This window comes from Jeotgalibacillus proteolyticus (genome assembly GCF_002926065.1).
Classification (GTDB): domain Bacteria; phylum Bacillota; class Bacilli; order Bacillales; family Jeotgalibacillaceae; genus Jeotgalibacillus; species Jeotgalibacillus proteolyticus.
In genome coordinates, this window is the sequence record NZ_PREZ01000002.1 from 595,693 (window position 1) to 615,166 (window position 19,474).

18 protein-coding genes are annotated in these 19,474 nt (G+C 41.3%); 7 read left to right on the forward strand and 11 right to left on the reverse strand.

Annotated elements, in window-relative coordinates; translation table 11 throughout:
• Positions 1–9 precede the first annotated feature (9 nt).
• The 3 genes from C4B60_RS06650 to C4B60_RS06660 form a co-directional block, all read right to left on the reverse strand.
• Positions 10–378 carry a VOC family protein gene (locus C4B60_RS06650; protein ID WP_104057214.1) on the reverse strand — a complete coding sequence of 123 codons (369 nt, stop codon included), beginning with the start codon at positions 376–378 and terminating at the stop codon, positions 10–12.
• A 370-nt stretch (positions 379–748) separates the two neighbouring features.
• Positions 749–1,222, reverse strand: a complete 474-nt coding sequence (locus tag C4B60_RS06655) for a GNAT family N-acetyltransferase (protein WP_104057215.1) — start codon at positions 1,220–1,222, stop codon at positions 749–751.
• A 202-nt stretch (positions 1,223–1,424) separates the two neighbouring features.
• Positions 1,425–2,207 carry a Cof-type HAD-IIB family hydrolase gene (locus C4B60_RS06660; protein WP_104057216.1) on the reverse strand — a complete coding sequence of 261 codons (783 nt, stop codon included), beginning with the start codon at positions 2,205–2,207 and terminating at the stop codon, positions 1,425–1,427.
• Between the two features lie 335 nt (positions 2,208–2,542).
• Here C4B60_RS06660 and C4B60_RS21595 point away from each other — a divergent pair, with 335 nt between their 5' ends.
• From C4B60_RS21595 to C4B60_RS06680, 4 genes are all read left to right on the forward strand, one after another.
• Complete coding sequence (locus C4B60_RS21595; protein ID WP_209020064.1) at positions 2,543–3,163, forward strand: hypothetical protein; 621 nt, start codon at positions 2,543–2,545, stop codon at positions 3,161–3,163.
• Between the two features lie 186 nt (positions 3,164–3,349).
• On the forward strand, positions 3,350–4,396 hold the full coding sequence (locus C4B60_RS06670) for a YkvI family membrane protein (protein ID WP_245153891.1): 1,047 nt from the start codon (positions 3,350–3,352) through the stop codon (positions 4,394–4,396).
• Between the two features lie 147 nt (positions 4,397–4,543).
• Entirely contained in the window at positions 4,544–5,140 is a 597-nt protein-coding gene (locus C4B60_RS06675) for a cell wall hydrolase (protein WP_104057217.1), read from the forward strand.
• A gap of 111 nt (positions 5,141–5,251) precedes the next feature.
• The gene (locus C4B60_RS06680; protein ID WP_104057218.1) at positions 5,252–5,665 is read left to right on the forward strand and encodes a VOC family protein; all 414 of its coding nucleotides are present in this window, start codon (positions 5,252–5,254) and stop codon (positions 5,663–5,665) included.
• 66 nt (positions 5,666–5,731) lie between these two features.
• Here C4B60_RS06680 and C4B60_RS06685 read toward each other — a convergent pair whose 3' ends face one another.
• The 5 genes from C4B60_RS06685 to htpX all read right to left on the reverse strand — a co-directional run bounded on the left by C4B60_RS06685 (position 5,732) and on the right by htpX (position 11,954).
• A complete protein-coding gene (locus C4B60_RS06685) occupies positions 5,732–7,378 on the reverse strand; it encodes a glycoside hydrolase family 13 protein (RefSeq protein ID WP_104057219.1) in 1,647 nt (548 codons plus the stop codon).
• A gap of 126 nt (positions 7,379–7,504) precedes the next feature.
• Positions 7,505–8,080 (reverse strand): hypothetical protein, encoded by a 576-nt coding sequence (locus C4B60_RS06690; protein ID WP_104057220.1) that lies wholly within the window; start codon positions 8,078–8,080, stop codon positions 7,505–7,507.
• A gap of 157 nt (positions 8,081–8,237) precedes the next feature.
• The gene (locus tag C4B60_RS06695) at positions 8,238–9,713 is read right to left on the reverse strand and encodes a protein adenylyltransferase SelO (protein WP_104057221.1); all 1,476 of its coding nucleotides are present in this window, start codon (positions 9,711–9,713) and stop codon (positions 8,238–8,240) included.
• Positions 9,714–9,903: 190 nt separating this feature from the next.
• On the reverse strand, positions 9,904–10,905 hold the full coding sequence (locus C4B60_RS06700; protein ID WP_104057222.1) for an LLM class flavin-dependent oxidoreductase: 1,002 nt from the start codon (positions 10,903–10,905) through the stop codon (positions 9,904–9,906).
• A 137-nt stretch (positions 10,906–11,042) separates the two neighbouring features.
• The gene (gene htpX / locus C4B60_RS06705) at positions 11,043–11,954 is read right to left on the reverse strand and encodes a protease HtpX (RefSeq protein ID WP_104057223.1); all 912 of its coding nucleotides are present in this window, start codon (positions 11,952–11,954) and stop codon (positions 11,043–11,045) included.
• Positions 11,955–12,273: 319 nt separating this feature from the next.
• Between htpX and C4B60_RS06710 the strand changes: the two genes are divergently transcribed.
• Positions 12,274–12,867, forward strand: coding sequence for a hypothetical protein (locus tag C4B60_RS06710; RefSeq protein WP_104057224.1), 594 nt, complete (start codon positions 12,274–12,276; stop codon positions 12,865–12,867).
• Between the two features lie 55 nt (positions 12,868–12,922).
• Here C4B60_RS06710 and C4B60_RS06715 read toward each other — a convergent pair whose 3' ends face one another.
• A complete protein-coding gene (locus C4B60_RS06715; protein WP_280632256.1) occupies positions 12,923–13,984 on the reverse strand; it encodes a tetraprenyl-beta-curcumene synthase family protein in 1,062 nt (353 codons plus the stop codon).
• Positions 13,985–14,029: 45 nt separating this feature from the next.
• A complete protein-coding gene (locus C4B60_RS06720; protein WP_104057226.1) occupies positions 14,030–14,833 on the reverse strand; it encodes an alpha/beta fold hydrolase in 804 nt (267 codons plus the stop codon).
• A gap of 167 nt (positions 14,834–15,000) precedes the next feature.
• Between C4B60_RS06720 and C4B60_RS06725 the strand changes: the two genes are divergently transcribed.
• Together C4B60_RS06725 and C4B60_RS06730 are read left to right on the forward strand one after the other, a co-directional pair.
• Positions 15,001–15,531 (forward strand): gamma carbonic anhydrase, encoded by a 531-nt coding sequence (locus tag C4B60_RS06725; RefSeq protein WP_104057284.1) that lies wholly within the window; start codon positions 15,001–15,003, stop codon positions 15,529–15,531.
• 21 nt (positions 15,532–15,552) lie between these two features.
• Complete coding sequence (locus tag C4B60_RS06730) at positions 15,553–17,040, forward strand: potassium/proton antiporter (protein WP_209020065.1); 1,488 nt, start codon at positions 15,553–15,555, stop codon at positions 17,038–17,040.
• 16 nt (positions 17,041–17,056) lie between these two features.
• On the opposite strand, the gene C4B60_RS06735 is transcribed toward C4B60_RS06730, so the two are convergent.
• A complete protein-coding gene (locus C4B60_RS06735) occupies positions 17,057–19,192 on the reverse strand; it encodes a type IA DNA topoisomerase (protein ID WP_104057227.1) in 2,136 nt (711 codons plus the stop codon).
• Positions 19,193–19,474 lie beyond the last annotated feature (282 nt).

Sequence of the window (19,474 nt, forward strand, 5' to 3'; positions counted from 1 at the left end):
TTAACCAGTTCAGTCCCACTCCAAAAGCTCAATTCTGTTTCCGAATGGATCACTTAGATAGATCCGGTTTGCCCCTGGAAGATTAGGATCATCTATAAATTTCACGTGATTAGCAGCTAAATGCCTCTTCAATTCCTCGAGGTTCTGCACTTCAAAGGCTGGATGTGCTTTTTTAGCGGCTTGAAAGGGTTCTTCAATTCCGATATGCAGCTGGGACGTTCCAAAGGTAAACCACACACCTCCGCGTTTTTTCAGTTCAGCCGGTTTTTCAATTTCCTTGAATCCTAAAACATCTGCGAAAAATTTTATTGCCTCCTCCTCTGATCCCTTAGGTGCAGCTAATTGAACATGATCGATCCCCTTAAATGAAAAAAGCATTATGATTCCTCCTTTTATTTCTCTCTATTTTTAACAATAGAGGAATTTGTTTGATAAGTAAATTACATAAAATGAAGAATTAGTGATAACTTTTACTTATCAATAGACTTCTCCCTCTAAATAGGGCATTTTGATTTCCACTTCAGGGGAACGCTTTTCGGGGGGCGGGGCGGGGCTGAGCTAACTTGCTGCGCAAGTGGATCTCAGCCTCCCCGCTTCTCTCCCCTCGGAGTCGTCCCCTTCCGTTCCAATCAACCTTAAATTCCTAATCTTGTTCTTCGAAGTTTGAGTGTTTTGAATTCGCTTTCACGGCCATAGTAAAAAACCCGCTGCATCGTACATGCAGCGGGTCTACAGAAATTGTTTATTCTCAGTCACTGGCGGTTTGAACGACTAGATAAAGAATGCTTTCTTCCCCTTTCATTTCTCCTGAAGGGACAAAGCCAAAGTTTTTATATAATTCATATGCTGATTCGTTATCTGTTGAAACAGCTGCACGAATCTCCGAGCAATTTCGGAAATTCTCGCTGATCCAATCAATCAATTTTTTTAACCCCGCACGGCCGTAGCCCTTTCCCTGGTACTTCTCGTCTATAATCATTCCTTCAATCCAGTAATTATTTGTCGTTTCATCTTCATACGTGTACAGCATAAATCCAACGACTGTTTCATCATCATAAATAGCAAAAGGAATATATTCTGAGTGATCTTCTTCAGATTTGGTTTCAATTTTCTCAAGAGATTCCGCTACCGTTCTTGTGCAATCCCGCTGTTCTTCTTTCCCATGCAGCTTTACAACCTCTTCTTTATTTTCTTCTGTTACCCGCTTTAACTGAACTTCCATGCTATTCCCTCATTTCTTAAAAAGGATACTATTTTACTTCTATATCCTTTTACAATGAAAGTTAATCATTGTCTCTCCTCTTTTCTTTCTCTTATCGGCAAAAAAAGGGGTTGAGACAGATGTGTGTCTCAAACCCTCGCCCGGTTCACTGCGCTTCTTAAATAACTATTAGTCATGTCCCAAGCTCTTAATAAGTTATTTTTTATTTCAACAGACCCACCATTTCCAAGCCTGCTAAGATACCGTCCTGATCTACCGGCTTAGTCGTGTATGCTGCTGCATCTTTTGCTTCCTGGCAGCCATTGCCCATTGCAACTCCATGCCCGACTGCTGAAAGCATTTCGATGTCATTTAAGCCGTCGCCGAACGCGTAAACATTCTCCATCTTAATAGACAGGATTTGAATGACCTGTTCGATTCCCTTTGCTTTAGAACCGCCGGCAGGAATCACGTCAACCGATTGAGGATGCCATCTGATAAAGTCAAAATCACTAAATTCCTTTTCGTAAAATGTTTCTTCGTCGCCCTCACAGAAAAGCAGGGTTTGATAAATTTTTTCCATATGAAAATACTCAGGATCGTGCGTCGGGAAGGATTTAATTTTTAAAGAATTAAAGCTTTCCACGATGTTTTCGTGCTCCTCGACATTGGCCTTCATTTCCCCCTGCCCCATATATACAAGCGGATGATTTCTTGTCGCCGCAACTTCCGTCAGCTGCTTCAGGCTTTCATAATTTAGTGGATTGCTTACGACTACTTCCCCTTTATGCTCCACGTACTGACCGTTGTAGCTGACAAAGGTGTCAATGTTCAGTTCTCTCCGAAGATCTTCAAACATAAATGGAGCCCTTCCAGTAGCAATGGCCACTTCATGACCATCCATTTTAAGTGCTTCTATCGCTTTTTTAGTTGAAGTAGGGAGTTTCTTATCGTGATCTAAAAGCGTGCCGTCAATGTCAAAAAAAATAATCTTTGTGCTAGTCATGCTTGTCACCTCTATGTATTTATTGAGTGCAATATAAAATTACTTCTTCTATCGTAACAGAAAATGAACTGTGAGCGAACTCAGGACGACTATCTGCAATAAATATCTTACTCTAATGCAGTAAATATACCCATAAGAAAACGCTTATATTTAAAGGAAATACTCCTGTTTTCATGAGATAGAATCGAAATTAGTAGGAGAGGAGATGTTGATTTTAGTTAAATTGACTGAATTTTTCATCTATTTGTTTTTTGTGGTAAGTGCTGGGTATATAGAGAACGCCTGGCAGAAGAATCATCGAGTACCTATAAAAAACCTATTAGGAGGCTATAAAAATGAACTTCAAAAAATTCTCTTTTGCATTAACGATCGCGATTATTGGTGCCTTGCTTCTCGCTCCATTAAGTACAATGGCAGCATCGTCAAACACTGGTTCAAAAATGCTCAAAAATGTAAAAGTTACTGGTGTCCTTGAAGATGGTGGAACATTTGATGGAATGATGACCATCGAAAACCTTTCTTATGATGAAGCAAAGGGTCTGGTCATGAGCGGTACAGTTAAAGGAAAGGCTACACAAGCGAACGGAGAAAGAAATAATGTCAACGAAGCATTTGAAAATGTTCCAGCATCTATAAATCAAGCAGGCACAGGAGCCCAGGCAGCTTCTGCATCGACTATTCAACAAGCAGAGACAATGGCTGCAACACAGGCTGCGTGTGATCTTTTAAATCTTGATTTGGGACCTATTTTTCTTGATTTACTTGGACTTCAGCTCGACCTGTCTGAGATTAACCTTGATCTGACTGCAGTTCCTGGTGCAGGAAACCTACTTGGAAACCTTCTATGCGGAGTTGCTGGTCTACTTGATGGAAACGGATTTTTAAGCGGTATTTTTGATCAACTGTCCGGCTTACTGAATTCTTTACTAGGTGGCATTAATTCTCTACTGGGATAAATGAACACAACTACTGCCAGGTTACTTCTTTATATTAGATAGGCTGCCTGAGGGATGCATATAGGATGCATCCCTTCATTCATATCTAACCCCACTTTCCCTGTAGCGTTCAAATCGCCCTCCTTCTATAAATCTTCTGCATGACATACTTTAATGTATCAATTAAATTTAATGCGGGGTATTGCCGTGAAACCATGGAACAAGGCCTTTCAGGTAGCAGCTGTTTATGTTGGAACAATAGTTGGAACTGGATTTGCTACAGGTAAAGAAATCGTTGAGTTCTTCACACAATTTGGTTTTATGGGATTTTTTACGATCTTAATCAGCGGTTATTTTTTTATATCCTTAGGGACAAGCCTGATGATAAAGGCCATTGATTTACAGGCTCATTCTTATGAGGAGCTCAATCGTTACTTGTTCGGGAACCGTCTTTCAAAGGGCGTAAATTTTTTGATGATGGCAATGCTTTTAGGCTTCTGTATTGTAATGCTTTCCGGTGCAGGGGCTGTGTTTGAAGAACAGCTTAAGCAGCCGAAAATCGCAGGTGTTCTTCTAACAGTTTTTCTTCTGTTCGGGGTTTTACTTATGGGTTCAAAAGGACTGCTTGCGGTAAATTCCTTTATGGTTCCGCTTATGATTCTCTTCAACCTTCTACTGCTTATTCACACCGTTTCCGGGGAGGAAATAACGAATCGTTTTTTTTTCATGCCGGAAAAATTATCGTATTGGAAGCCTATATTGTACGCATTCATTTATCCTGCTATGAATCTGGCAATGGCCCAGGCGGTATTGGTTCCTCTTGCCTCTGAAATAAAGGATAAAGTCGTCATCCGTTTAGGCGGAATGCTTGGCGGTCTTATTTTGACGCTACTCTTACTTTCAAGCCACCTGACTCTTATCACACTACCTGAGGTGGCAGGATATGCCATCCCAATGGCGGTTGTGATGAAGGGAATGCTTCTTCCATTATTTTGGATTTATGTAATCGTCATTTATGGAGAGATCTTTACCTCTATTCTTGGGAATATGTATGGCCTTGAAAAACAACTAAAAACCTATACTCGAATAAAGAGTCCGTTTATCTTTACGGGAATTATCTTGTTCGTTCTTTGTTTCAGTTTTCTGGATTACAGCATGCTTCTTCGTGTCTTATATCCTTTGTTCGGCTATATAAGCTTCGTCTTCTTTGTTCTGCTCTGGGTAAAAGCGAACAAACAGCCAGTGGAAAGATAATATTTTTATCTAAGAAAAGATTCCGCATGTACCTGCAAAAAATTCCTTTGTTGCTAACAACGTACTAATGAAATGGGGTTTACATTCACGTTACCATACTATTTGTTGAGTTATTCAACAGATATTTTTAAGGAGGTAAATGTGAAGATGAAGAAATGGATTATTTCAGGAGCTATTGCATTTTCTGCGATGTTCTTCCCCTCTCAAACAGATGCAACATCCCAACAATATACAGTAAAAAGCGGTGATTCCTTATGGAAGATCAGCCAGCGCTATGGTACGAATGTTAATTCACTTAAAGCAGCTAATGGTCTTTCAGGATCACTTATTTATCCAGGACAGACACTGACAATCGGGGAGTCAGCAGTTAATGAAGAAGAACTTGATCTGCTTTCACGGCTTGTCCACGCAGAAGCACGTGGAGAGTCCTATAAAGGTAAAGCAGCTGTAGCAGGTGTTATTTTAAACCGTGTTAAAAGTAATGAGTTCCCTGACACAATTGAGGAAGTTATTTATGAAACGCATGGCAATGGTGGGATTTATGCATTTGAGCCTGTTCAAAATGGTGAAATTACACGTCATGCGGATAACGAATCCGTTAAAGCGGCACGTGATGCCATGAATGGCTATGACCCGTCCAATGGTGCATTATTCTTCTTTAACCCTGATACGGCTACTTCAAAATGGGTACAACGTTTAACAATAGAATCTAAAATTGGGAATCATGTTTTTGCAACTAATTAAGGATGAAGCAGCCGGAAATAAATTCTCCGGCTGCTTTTTTTCAGCTTTTTAAATGACAGTTTCCTGCTATAATGAAAATGAATACAATACATCAATTTAGGAGTGAACAAATTGCCAATCCATGCTTACCTGACCTTTAATGGAAATTGCCGTGAAGCCGTCCAGTTTTATGCCGATGTATTTGATACAGAGACGAACTACATAATGACAATGGGAGAAATGCCTGAAAACCCTGAGTATCCATTAACAGATGAAGCAAAAAACCTGGTGATGCACACACATCTCTTGATTGATGGTAGCAATATTATGTTCTCAGATACCTTCCCTGGAATGCCGTTTGAACAGGGCGGTACGATTACCCTGGCTCTGGTAAGTTCAGATATGGACAAGATTAAATCATGCTTTAATAGGCTGCAGGATGGCGGACGGGTAAACCTGGAGCTTCAGGAAACTTCCTGGAGTAAACTCTACGGGCAGGTTACCGATAAATTTGGGGTCAGCTGGCAGTTTAATTACGAAGAATAGAACTGCTTTTATATTCACTTAAAAGGTAACACCTCTTTGCCGGTAGATGACAAAGAGGTGTTTTGTTTAATTCGTCCATTCGTATACCCGTGCTTCATGTGGTTTTAAAGAAAAAGAAGATGGCAGTATAATCTTTCCTTCTTCAGCTCTTTCATAATTTGTAATGACACAGTGAGCTTTTCTTCCAATTATCCATTCCTCCGACTTAAAAACCTGCGCCTCATCCGAATGATTTAAAAGGATAAGCCAGGTCTTATCTTCATACGTCCGTGTATACACATAAAGATTTTCATCATCCTGTGAAAGATCCTCGTAATCGCCATAAATCATGATCGGATTTTCTTTTCTGAATGAAATTAACAGCTTGTAATAATGAAAGACAGAGACTGGATCGTTTAAGGACTGCTTTACATTGATTTCCTTATAGTTTGGATTTACCTTTATCCAGGGCTCTCCTGAGGTAAAGCCAGCTTGATGGTCATCACTCCACTGCATAGGGGTTCTTGAGTTATCCCGGCTTAGTAAAAGCAGATCTTCAAAAACCTCTTTCGGATCTTTTCCCTTCTCTACTTCTTCCTTGTACTTATTTTTCATGGCAATATCATTGTAGTCATCAATTGAGTCAAAACGAACCCCGGTCATTCCGATTTCCTCTCCCTGATAGACATAAGGCATGCCAGGAAGTGTGTGAAGCATTGTAGCTAAAAGCTTTGCAGACTCCACACGGTATTCACCATCATTTCCATAACGTGTCACTTGTCTTGTATGGTCATGATTATTCAAAAACTGCGAATTCCAGCCTTTTCCCCAAAGAGCATTATACCAATTCCTTTGGATCTCTTTGTACGCTCGAAGGTTCATTACTGGCATTTCATCAGCTACCTGAAAGTGGAATAGTGTATTTAGCTCATTTCTGTTCTCATCAACATATAAAAGTCCTGTTTCCGGTGTAACAAATGGAATTTCTCCAACCGTCATACAATCATATTGCTGCAGGACTTCCCGGTTCATTTCCTGCAGATAGTCATGGATCCCCGGATTATCCGCCAGGTAGCTGATGACCTCAGGGTTTTTCGCATCAGGAAATCCTTCCTGCTTGGCAAGTAAATTAATCACGTCCATTCGAAAACCGTCAATTCCTTTATCAAGCCAGGAACGCATCATACGGTAAATCTCCTGCCTTAACTCTTCATTTTTCCAATTAAGATCAGGTTGTTCGACTGCGAATGAATGAAAATAATAATCCTCTGTTTCTTCGTTAAAGGTCCAGGGAGAGGGTTCAAAATAAGAACGCCAGTTGTTAGGTTTTCCGCCATTCTTCGGTTTCTTCCAAATGTACCAATCCCGCTTTGAATTATCTTTTGAGGATTTTGATTCTAAAAACCAGGGATGCTGATCAGATGTATGATTGACCACCAAATCCATAATGACCTTCATCCCCCGTTCATGGATTTCCTCAACCAGCCGTTCAAAATCCTTCATATCTCCAGCCTTTTTCATGATTCCTTCGTAGTTTGAAATATCATACCCATTATCCCGATCAGGTGATTCGTAAAAAGGATTCAGCCAGATCACATCTGCCCCTAGCTCCTGTATGTAATCAAGCTTTTCTATCACACCTTGAAGATCGCCAATCCCGTCTCCGTTGCTATCATAAAAGCTGCGCCAGTACACCTGGTACACAACAGCTTCCTTCCACCATATTTTTTTCAAAACGCATCCTCCTTTCTAAAGTTACATTATATCAAAGAGGCTATCCGAACCCCTTCCGCTATTGGTATTTAATGATTGATCAAACTGCTTCCTATTAAAATGGCTGGAGGCTATAAAGTGATTAGGTTATGGAGTTTCTTCCGTCTGAAGAATCTCAACATCAATATTGTTGTCACTTAACAAGGTGTAAACAACTGGAGCAACTTCATAAAATTTCGGGTTTACGATATAGGATAATTCCGTACCGTCATGAAAGAGCAGGTTCACACGCTCAATAGGCGGCGTATCTGTATTTCTTTCTCTTACTGCTTCTTTCACATCACTCCATTCATAGGCTTTTGACTGAAGCGAGGTAATAGGGTTGTAAATAATTTTATCTACGTAAAGAGCTGAATAATTCGTCAGCCAGCCAGGTATGATCACAGCAGCTGCCAAAAAAAATGGAATGGATGCCATAATCGTTTTCCTGTCAGCCCTGCTTGCAAGAAAGAACGCAATAGCAAGGAGCACCGAAAATACACCAAATAGAATATTAGCAAGAAAAGGGGTTGATATATAAAGGGAAGAACCAGTATACAATAAAGTTAAATGAACCAGATTTGGGAGGAATAAAGCAGAAAATAAACCTCCGATAAACGTTATAATAGCTAAGGATAACAGGACAATATTCCCTTCTGTATAGTCCTGAAAATTTTCTTTCATAAACTTTTTGCTCCTTTCACTTTGATATGTCTAGCAAAATTCCAGCTATGTTTCTACCATTATATAGTATTTTAGTTAAAATTACTTTTAGAATTGTCAGAATTATGATGGTTGAATGCAAAAAAGCCAAGGTCAATGACCTTGGCTTTCAGATTTATCAGGTGCCGCAATACGTACGGTAATCACAGCTTGCCGGTCCTCCCGGCGCTGTGTAGTGTATATTTTCAGGTGACTCTTCATAAGGAGCTGAAAGCACCTTAAGCAGGCGATTCATTACACTATAATCATCGTGCTCCACTGCAGCCTTTAATGCTTCCTCCACCTTATGATTACGGGGAATAACTGTAGGGTTTGATTTTTTCATGAGAGCAAACGAAGCCTCCTTGGATTCCTGCTGACGATCTCGTCTTTGCTCCCATTTTGATTGCCAGTCAGTAAAATCCTTGCTGTTCATGAAAGGAAGGTCAGCTGCTGTTTCATACGTGAGAGCACGGAAGGTATTGGTGAAATCCGCTTCATGCTTATGCATAATGCTCAGCAAATCCTGTATGAGCGCTTCATCTTCAGACTCTGTACCCATTATGCCGAGCTTAGCCCTCATGCCATTAAGCCAGTGCTCCTGAAATAACGCGGTATAATTTGTTATCTCCGTTTGAGCCATTTCAACAGCCTTGTCCTGATCTTCATCAAGTAAAGGCAGCAGCGCTTCTGCAAACCTGGCAAGATTCCATCCGCCTATAGTGGGCTGCTTGCCATACGCATATCTTCCCTGAATATCTATGGAACTGAATACAGTGGCAGGATCATATTCATCCATAAAAGCACAAGGGCCATAATCAATGGTTTCCCCGCTTACAGCCATATTATCCGTGTTCATGACCCCGTGAATAAAGCCGGTCAGCTGCCATTTGACAATTAGCTCAACCTGACTTTGTATCATACTTTGCAAAAACGACAGGTAAGGATTCTCAGCATTTTCCGCCTCCGGAAAATGCCGTTTAATTGCAAAGTCAGCGAGAGCTTTCAGCTCCTCTGTTTTCCCGAGGGCTGCAGCGTACTGAAAGGTCCCTACTCTTAAATGACTGGAAGCCACACGGGTTAAAACAGCTCCTGGAAGGCCTCTCTCTCGCAGAACGGTTTCTCCTGTAGTCGCAACTGCCAGGCTTCTGGTAGTAGGGATACCAAGAGCATGCATGGCTTCACTCATGATATATTCCCTCAGCATTGGACCAAGTGCTGCCCTGCCGTCCCCTCCGCGTGAGTATGGCGTCCGTCCTGAGCCTTTAAGCTGCAGATCAACCCGATGACCTGACGGGGTCAGCTGCTCTCCAATCAAAAGCGCCCGTCCATCCCCAAGCATCGTAAGGTTGCCGAATTGATGACCGGCATATGCTTGAGCTAAGGGCAAAGATCCTTCAGGCATCCGGTTCCCTGCAAGTATTGCTGCCCCGTCTTCACTAGTTAACGATTGAGAATTTAATCCCAGTTCATAAGCCAGTGAATCGTTAAATACAGCGATCTTTGGCGTACTAACCGGGGATGGATCAATAGTGGCGAAAAATGCTTTTGGCAGCTGGGAATAACTATTTTCCAGGTTCCAGCCTGCAGCTGCCTCTGTTTTATGGTTTGCCATATTATCACCTTTATTTTTGACGTTTAGTAATTCATATTCTTCTGTTACATGCCACTTGACTGAATTTAGTTTCTGCTCCTTACTTTTTTCTATACCCTTTCCGATTAATATAAAGCTCTAAAACCCCCTAATAATTCCAGTTTTTAAGAAGAAATCATACAAAACAACTAATTGTGTACCAGCTTGCCTTTCACAGCATTCTTTTTGCAATTCTTTCAAACGATTTCTTTTTATCCTCAAAATCGTAGGCAATTGTCGTGAGCATTATTTCATTTGTTTGGTATTCCTCACTTAGTCTGTATAATTGCTGTTCAATATGATCAATGTCCCCTACAATCATTCGCTGGCGATTTTGCAGCACTCTTGCTTTTTCAAAGGAACTGAATTCATAGCTCATCGCTTTTTCCGGACTAGGTGTGCCGTTTGATGGCATGCCCTGCTCAAGCATAATCATTGAAAGGTCAAGACTTGAGACGATTCTTTCCGCATCCTCCATCGTGTCACCGCAAATAGCAAATACAGCTACATTTGTTTGAGGTTTCTGGTAGTAGGAGGACGGTTTAAAATTAGAAAGGTAATGGTTCATATAAGAGGGACCGCCCTCTCCATTTATAAATAAAGCAAATGTATAAGGAAGACCCTTTTGGGCAGCTGTTAAAGCAGATGAGGGGCTTGAGCCCAGTACCCAGACATCCGGCGCTGTTTGTGTAACCGGTGTAGCCTTAAGCCCGTAATATGGATGCTCTTTTGGGAGATCATCATGAAGATAATTCAAAAGCTCATCAATTTGCTCAGGGTAGCGGTGCACATCCCTAGGCTTCCCTTCACCCAGTGCGTAGGAAGCTCTTGGCATACCGCCGGGAGCCCTTCCAATTCCAACGTCGATTCTTCCGGGGGTGAGGCCTTCCAGCACTTTAAAGTTTTCTGCTACTTTATAAGCGCTGTAGTGCGGGAGCATCACGCCGCCGGACCCGACTCTGATTGTATTTGTTTTAGAAGCCAGATGAGAAATCAGAACTTCAGGAGATGATCCTGCAAGCGTTGTGGCATCGTGGTGCTCTGAAACCCAGAAACGGTGATAGCCCCACTCCTCAGCTAGTTTTGCAAGCTCCACAGTCTGCCGCAGCCCTTCCTCAGCTGTACTTCCTTCCGCAATAGCTGACTGATCTAATATGCTTAAGGTTAAATCCATTTTCGCTTCACTCCTTATCCTCTTATTATTCTAAAGGAGCTCACAAAAGTCTACCAATCCGCCTGATCGTACAAACAGGCCGCAGCGTGTCATAAAAAAAACAGCTGAACCTTTAAAAGGTTCAGCTGTCATCTCATTTATCGTCTTTCCAAGCGTGCAATTCTTTCATCTAAATCAGGGTGCGTCGAGAACAGCTTAGCCATTCCACCCTTCCCGTTAATTTTCATCGTTTGTACAGCTGAATCATCTGTTTGATCCTTGACCTGGGCACGGCTCGCATAAGCTTTTAGTGATCGCAGTGCATGAGCCATTTTATCATTACCCGCTAAGTCTCCACCGCCTCTGTCTGCATGGAACTCACGGTGACGGGAGTACGCACTTACAACGAGACTTCCAAGAATTGAAAATAAAATCTGGAAAATAATAATTGCTGCAAACTGTACAATCCACTGCAGCTCTGACCGCACGAGGCGGGATACAAGAATAGCTACGATTCTTGAAAAGAAAACGACGAATGTATTGACTACACCCTGAAGCAGCGTCATCGTTACCATATCTCCATTTGATACGTGAGCAACCTCGTGCGCGATAACGCCTTCTACTGCATCATCATCCATATTATTTAATAAGCCTTGTGATACAGCGACTAATGAACGCTTTTTAGATGGACCGGTTGCAAAAGCATTTACTTCTGCAGAAGGATATATTCCAACCTCCGGCATATGGGTTAATCCGGCAGCACGGGACATACGGTGAACTTTTTCAACCACAGCACGCTCCTGGGCAGAAAGCTGACCATCCGGATTTAGTACTTTTACCTTCATCATCATTTTCGCAACCCAGCGGGACATCCCTAACGATATAAATGACCCTAAAAAGCCAACGAGTAAACTGAATACGCCAAGTGATACAAAATCAATCCCCAGACCGGCTCCGCCGGTTTGAAACGTACCAAGATTAGTAAACCTGGTAATTACTGACCATACAATAACAATGGTGGTCATTACTAGAATATTTGTTACAAGCAGCAGCATTAATCTTTTTCCCATTTATACGCCTCCAATAGTTAAGTTTCTATTCATAGTTTACCATAATCTTATGCATAAGGTAGAGCATAAAGAATGCTTAAATATTTAAAATATGTCTGAATTAAGGCGGTTTATTTTATAAATTTATACAGCCATAATTATTTTCCCCAGGGGCATTTACTACAATCATTTTCACTTCTATCAGCATTAACTAGTAAAAGGAGTGACAAAAAATCTAGCAATCTCAAAAAAGTAATCACTCCATAAAAAATTGATTCTACAGATATAAACGCTCCGTGCTGCGCCGGGTTAATCTGTGAACTAAAATGGAGGAAGATCGTTGAAGTATCGAAGTTTTAATTTTCAAGACTATTATGACCAAAGCCCGGAATTGATGATCCTGAAACAAACGGGGGAAAAAATAATGGATAACAAGGGTGACGCCAAAAAAACTGAACTGACATTTTGTCACGCAATTAATGATAATAAGGTTTTTGCATCCTGCACAGCTGTGCTTCCTGCAGGCTTTGACGGTATAGTAAATCCTAAAGTCATCTTCAGTCCGGTTATACTTTCCTGTTGTACAGAGAATTATACACTTTTGGACGCTTCCTTAGAAACGCCGGACGGACACCTTACATGCGATGTAAATGTAAGTAAAGTCCTGGCGAAGGGCTGTATTAACTTTGTCGTCTCAAATGAAATTTCCAGTACCATCTGCCCTTACCAGCTTAATCGCGCCCACTTTAGCTGCCACGGGACAGCCTGTGTAAACCATTTGGTCGGTTTTTCAAGCGATGCATCTATTTGTCCGGACTTCTGCTCCATTAGAGCACAGGTTTTTGTCGATGATGTGATTTTTTCCGACTACAGCGATGATATTACCGTTATATTTGGCGTTGTATTTTCTCTTCCGCCGCTTAAAGAAAAATAGACTCTATAGGTTACAGGAACCAATCTAATGTAAAGAAACCTGAATTATAGAGTTGCTATGAGCGCTTAATAGCTAAACGGCGCGGAATCCATTTTTGGATTGAACGGTACATACGTCCGTTTAAATAGAAGAAGTAACTTACACCCCCGCTTGAGCGGATCATTTTTCTGGCAAGCTGTCGGACATGTTTTTGTCTGCTTACTTTTTCATCTGATAAATACACGCCTAAAAGCCCTCTATTAATTAATTTATGGAATTGTCTGTGCGGAAGCTTGCTTGTATGCCGGTCTGCTTCTTCCACAAAGTGCTGAAGTCGTTTAAACAGCAATTCATGTGTTGGATAGTAAAAACAAAAGTTCAAATCTCCTTCTTCAAGATCTTCCTCCTGATCAATCAAATAATCCAGCAGAATATGAAGTCCTTGAATATAAGGAAAATACCCATTTCGAATCACAGCTGAGAAGGATGGCTTAAAATCTTTTCTGAAGGCATACGACACGAGACAAAAAATACCAAGTGTAGAGCCAGTACAAGCGGAAAATTCATACCATTCCATTTCAGGAAAGCGCTCATGATGGTCTTTGAACCATATCTGCAGCCTTTTTTCCCGCTCATCCTCATGTACATGCTTATGTATTTGCAGGTCACAATAGTATCTGGAAAGCATGAGCAGATCCTGTTTAATCGATGGATACGTATCCAGTCCTTCAAGAACTTCCTGACATGTCAGCACCAGTGCTCCAAGGTACCCCCCGTCATTTTGCTCAGTTCTGCAGCGGTAATAATTTCTCAGGGGCGCCCCCACAGTCAATGCGTCTTCCATCGCCTCATGAAGACATGAGAAATCCTTTGGATCAAGGGATGTGCTTCGGTCACAGAGATTATCCAGATAATCGCTGATCGTCTGATAGGCAACAATAAAACGGATAGCTTCCTTTTTGTCTTCAAGTGCAAGAAGCCCCATAATACCGCCGCCCTCACAGTGAAACGCCTTTTGGTTTACACTTGTAAGCGCCTGAGTTCTAAGCTCTTGATCCGGAATTTTACCCGCCTGCTCCCGCCAGACGGCAAGCTCAGTATGGACAACTGGAAAAACTTTACGATATACCTGATTCATCAGAAAAAACGGTTCTGTTGGGACCATTCTTTTCATCCCCTCTTCTTATACATCATAGCCAATATTGCGCAGCCGATTTCGTGTAAAGGATTCAGTGAAAGCAAAGATTTCATCTCGTTCAGGTTCATTAAAAAGCTCATGGTAGCATTGAGGCCACTCCTTGTAATGCATCTCAAGCAGATCCAGATCGCGAAACCACTTTTTCCCGACAGCTGTTTCTACCAGATAGTCCTCTCCTCCCTGCATGAGAAGCACTGGAATTTGAGGGAAGTTTTTATTTTCAAGAGGCACCTGCTTCATCGCCATCAGAATTTCGCGGTACCAGCGTACCGATACCCTATGTACATAGATAGAGTCTTCCTTATCCAGGTCTATTATTTCTTTATTTCTAGTAGCGTGTTCAATAGGAAAGTCAAAATTAAACTTGTGCTCCGGGGCGAATTTATTTAGTCCGCCTGATAGAACATGACTTACTTTTGAAGGTGTAAAACGCAGAGCAAATGTTGGTGAAGATAGGATCAGACCTGCTATTTCAAGACGCATCTGCTGAAGCATACGTACAGCAATGAGTCCTCCCATACCATGACCGAGAATAAAAACCGGCAGATCAAACTGATAGCTGGCTTCCACCCATTTTTGCACTTCTTCTATATATTGTTCAAACGAGTCAATATGTCCTCGTGATGTCCGTTTTGCCATTCCTTGACCAGGAAGGTCTCCCATGATGACATGGTAGCCTTTTGATCGCCACATTTCAATGAGCCAGCCGTATCTTGCATGATGCTCAAGCTCTCCATGAATGATGACGATGACGCCCTGAGCTGTTTGGTCTGTTTCCCATTTCCACAAAATGAATACCCCCTAACATCCGTAGCTACCCTGTACTATATCTTTAATTTTACTGTACAAGCAGGATTTTAACTAAAATGATCATTAAGTCTCTGACCAACATCCAAAAAAAAAGTATGGTAAAATACACTATATCACATTTTAAATTAGATAAAGGAGCAATAACCATGATACTGTCTTATAAAAATCATTATCCGATCATAGATACGACAGCTTACATTGCCCATAATGCGACTGTGTCAGGTGATGTGAAAATAGGAGCTCACTCAAGTGTCTGGTACGGGACCACCATACGCGGGGATGTGTCTCCAACGATTATCGGAGAAAAAGTTAACATACAGGACCATTCTATTCTCCATCAAAGCCCGAACACCCCCCTTATCCTTGAAGACGAAGTTACAATCGGTCATCAGGTTATCCTACATAGCTGTACAATTAAAAAGAAAGCTCTTATTGGAATGGGATCAATTATATTAGACGGTGCTGAAATTGGCGAAGGTGCATTTATTGGAGCAGGCAGCCTCGTATCTCAAGGCAAAAAAATCCCTCCCAACACGCTTGCCTTCGGACGTCCGGCTAAAGTAATCCGCACCCTTACTCAGGAAGACATTGCAGATATGGAACGCATCAGCCGGGAATACGCTGAAAAGGCCGTATTGTATAAAAAGGAAGAAGAAAATCAGATAAATAAAAAATAGAACTTATATAGGGGGACACAAATGTTTATAGAGACATTTGGAATTGATGCATTTGTTTTACTTGGGGGACTTCTGCTTATATGCGGGGTAATTGTAGCAAAGTTCTCTAACCGCCTGGGTCTGCCATCCCTTGTTCTGTTTATCCTTGTCGGAATGATTATTGGAAGCGACGGCCTCGGCATCGTTTATTTTGATAGTGTAAATACTGCCCAATTAATAGGTATTGTTGCTTTAGTCATTATTTTATTTGAAGGAGGTATGCAGACTAAATGGGCAACAGTTCGCTCAGTCGCTATGCCCTCCCTTTCACTCGCAACTCTCGGGGTCCTTTTTACCTCAGGAATTGTCGGGTATACTGCTTACCTGATTTTTGATGTGACGCTTCTTGAAGGGCTGCTGTTTGGAGCGATCGTAGGCTCTACAGACGCTGCGGCCGTTTTTGCCGTATTAAAAGAAAGAAACATAAAAGCAAAAATGGGTGCAACATTAGAAGCAGAATCAGGCACGAATGATCCTATGGCAGTGTTTTTGACCTTATCCTTTATCGAATTAATTTCTATTGATAACAGCACCATTTGGAGCCTGGTTCCTTCATTTTTCTTGCAGATGAGCCTTGGACTTGTTTTAGGACTTGTAATCGGTAAATTTGCCTCATTTGCCCTAAACAGAATAAAGCTTGAATCGAGTGGATTATACCCTATTTTCTCGTTAGCTTTTGCAATGCTTGCATATAGTGTAACGGCTTTTACAGGAGGAAGCGGATTCCTTGCTGTATACGTTGCAGCACTTGTCATTGGAAACAGTGAATTGACTTACCGCTATTCCATCTTTCAATTTAACGAAGGGTTCGCCTGGATGGCCCAGATCCTTATGTTCATGATTCTTGGTCTTCTCGTTTTTCCTGCACAATTATTCACTAGTCAGATCATTATAAGCGGTCTGGTATTATCAGTTGTGTTAATTTTTGTAGCACGTCCTGCTGCTGTTTATTTATCTACGATTGGCATGAAGTATACGAATAAAGAAAAGCTGTTTGTTTCATGGGCGGGGCTTCGCGGAGCTGTCCCAATCGTTCTTGCGACCTTCCCGATAGTGGCAAATCTGGAAAATGGGCAACTGTTTTTTAACGTAGTTTTCTTCATTGTCCTGACATCAACGCTGCTGCAGGGTTCCACCATTTCTTCTGTAGCTAGAATGCTTAATTTAACCGGTCCTAAAAAAGACACTCCTCACCATTCCATTGAGCTCATCTCAATCGGGAAAGCCAATGCGGAGATGGTTCAATTCCAAACGAACAAAGACCTTGCACTTGTCGGCAAAAAACTTCACGAGCTAAATCTGCCAAATGAAGTAACTATTAGTGCGATTGTACGAGATGAAGAACTCATCACCCCATATGGAGAAACAGAAATAAAAGCCGGTGACTTTCTTTATATTCTCGTTGCCACTAAGCATAAAGAAAAAGTCAGAAAAATTATTGAAGCAAAAAAACAGCCTGAGGTCGTCTAATACGACCAGGCTGTTTTTATTTTGCTTTAGGAAAATCAAATTCAAGCTTGCCTTCTTTAAAAAGCAGTGCAGCACTGAAGCGTTTGCCTGCTTTACTTTTAAATCCCTTTATGAGGGCCGTTCTTCCTTTTTGGCACAACGATTTTATCTGGCTTGGCGTTAGCCTTTTGCCTAAAAACACTTTTGGAAAGGTCTGTTTACAGCCGGAAGCATAGTCAGTGCAGCCATAAAATTTTCCTCTGTCAATAATATGTCCTTTTTTACAAGCAGGACAAAGCACCACTGCTTCTTGTGCACCCATTTTCTTTTCCGTTCTCTGTAATGGGGTATTATCAATTTTTTGAGGAGCAGCTTCTAAAAGGTGGGTAATGAACTTCTGGATATTTTGAATAAATGCCTCCTGGCTTCCCTGCTCCGTCCCGATTTTTTTCAGGTAAGCTTCCCATTTAGCTGTCATTTCAGGACTGCTTAAAAGTGTTCCCTCAATTACCTGACATAAAGTAATACCCTTTTGGGTCACACTGACGATATTTTTAGATATCGTAATGTACTCCTGTTTTTTTAAGGTTTCAATAATGGCTGCACGGGTTGCTTCAGTTCCGATTCCTTCTGTTTCCTTTAATATCGCCTGTGCTTTTTCATCCTCGACTGTTTTTCCTGCTGTTTTCATCATCGTAATTAAATTTCCTTCAGTATAGGGCTTAGGAGGTTTTGTTATTCCTTCCTTTATGTCTACACTGGATTGGATTGATTGCCCTGTTTGGACAAGAGGAAGGGCTTGTTCATCTTTATCTTTAGTCTTCTTCTCTTCACTAAAAAGGGATTTCCAGCCCTTTTTTATCTCGACCTTTCCGCCCGCTTTAAAAATCAACCCGTTAACAGATACTTCAATTTTTGTTTCTTCAAAATGATAGTCATCATGAAACATAGCAAGCACACTTCTCAGGATCTCAAGATAAATATTCCGCTCCTTAGGCGCAAGAGCTTTCACCTGCTCAGGCTTCAGCACTTTTTTAGTGGGAATAATCGCGTAGTGCTCCTGCACTTTGCTATCTTGAACATATTTAGGGCGCGGCCGGCTGTAGTAAGTTTCAAATTCCACACCGGCTCCTGACTTCATCTTATCCAGCTGATTACTCAAATAATTAAATTCATTTCTTGTTATAAAGGTACAATCCGTTCTTGGATAGGAAACAAGCTTCTTCTCATATAAATCCTGCACGGTTTTCAACACTGCTGAAGGGCTGTATTTAAATCTCCTGTTCAAATTTGCCTGCAGGGAAGAAAGGGAGTGCAGACTCGGAGCCTGTGTTTTCTTTTTCTTTTTTTCAGCTTTTGTAATTACACCCTCTGTAAGTCTAGTTGGCTCTATACGATGCTTATTTAGCGTTTCAAGTGCTTTCTCCTTACTTGGAAAGCGTTTATCATGCTTAGCGATAAAGCTCCCATTATCCGCCTTGACGTCTGCCTCTAAATCAAAATAAGGCTCAGGCTTAAAGTGCTCAATTTCGTGATGCCGCTGCCAGATCATATAAAGCGTGGGCGTTTGAACTCTCCCAACGCTAAATGGACCATCCACTCCTTTTTTCTGGAGAAGCAGCGTATAAAGTCTTGATAAATTCATTCCAACAAGCCAATCGCTCATCTGCCGGGTTTGCGCTTCCTTATACAAAGGAATATAACCGCTGCCTTCTCTTAAAGATTCAAAGCCTTTTCTGATTGCATCTTTTTCAAGCGAGTTTATCCAAAGCCGCTGCGAGGGCTTATGAGACATTCCTGCATGAGAAATAATTGAACGGGCAATATTCTCCCCTTCTCTGTCACTGTCTGTTGCGACAATAATGGTGCTTGCTTCTTTAAGAAGCCTGCTGACTATACCAAACTGCTGCCGCTTATCGTAAGGAACTGTAAACCGGAATGAATCAGGAATGATCGGCAGCACGTCAAGCTTCCATTTTTTCCATTCAGGCTTATAGGCGTGCGGTTCCTGGAGGGTAACCAAATGGCCAAAGCCCCATGTAATAACGGCTCTGCTTGTAAAAAGCGAATCTTCTATTTCAAAATAACCATCTTGTTTTTTTGCTTTTGAAAAAGCATCAGCATAGCTTTTGGCCTGGGAGGGCTTCTCGGCCAGGATTACAACAAGCGACATAACAAACGTCGACCTCCTATTTCTCAGTTTCATAGCATTGTATTTTATAAGATCAAATTTAACTTAATATGCATTAAATGAAGGAAGGAGGAATTACAGTAGAAATTTAAAAATGGAGAACGAATAATAAACAAATGAGGAAGCAAAAGCGAATATACATTCGCTTTTACAAGTATATCATTTTTGGTACCTGCCTGCTATAAAAGAATCAACCAGAAAGATGTACTCTATACACCATGTATGGGCAAGGGAAATTCATTCATATAATCAAGTGTCGAAGAA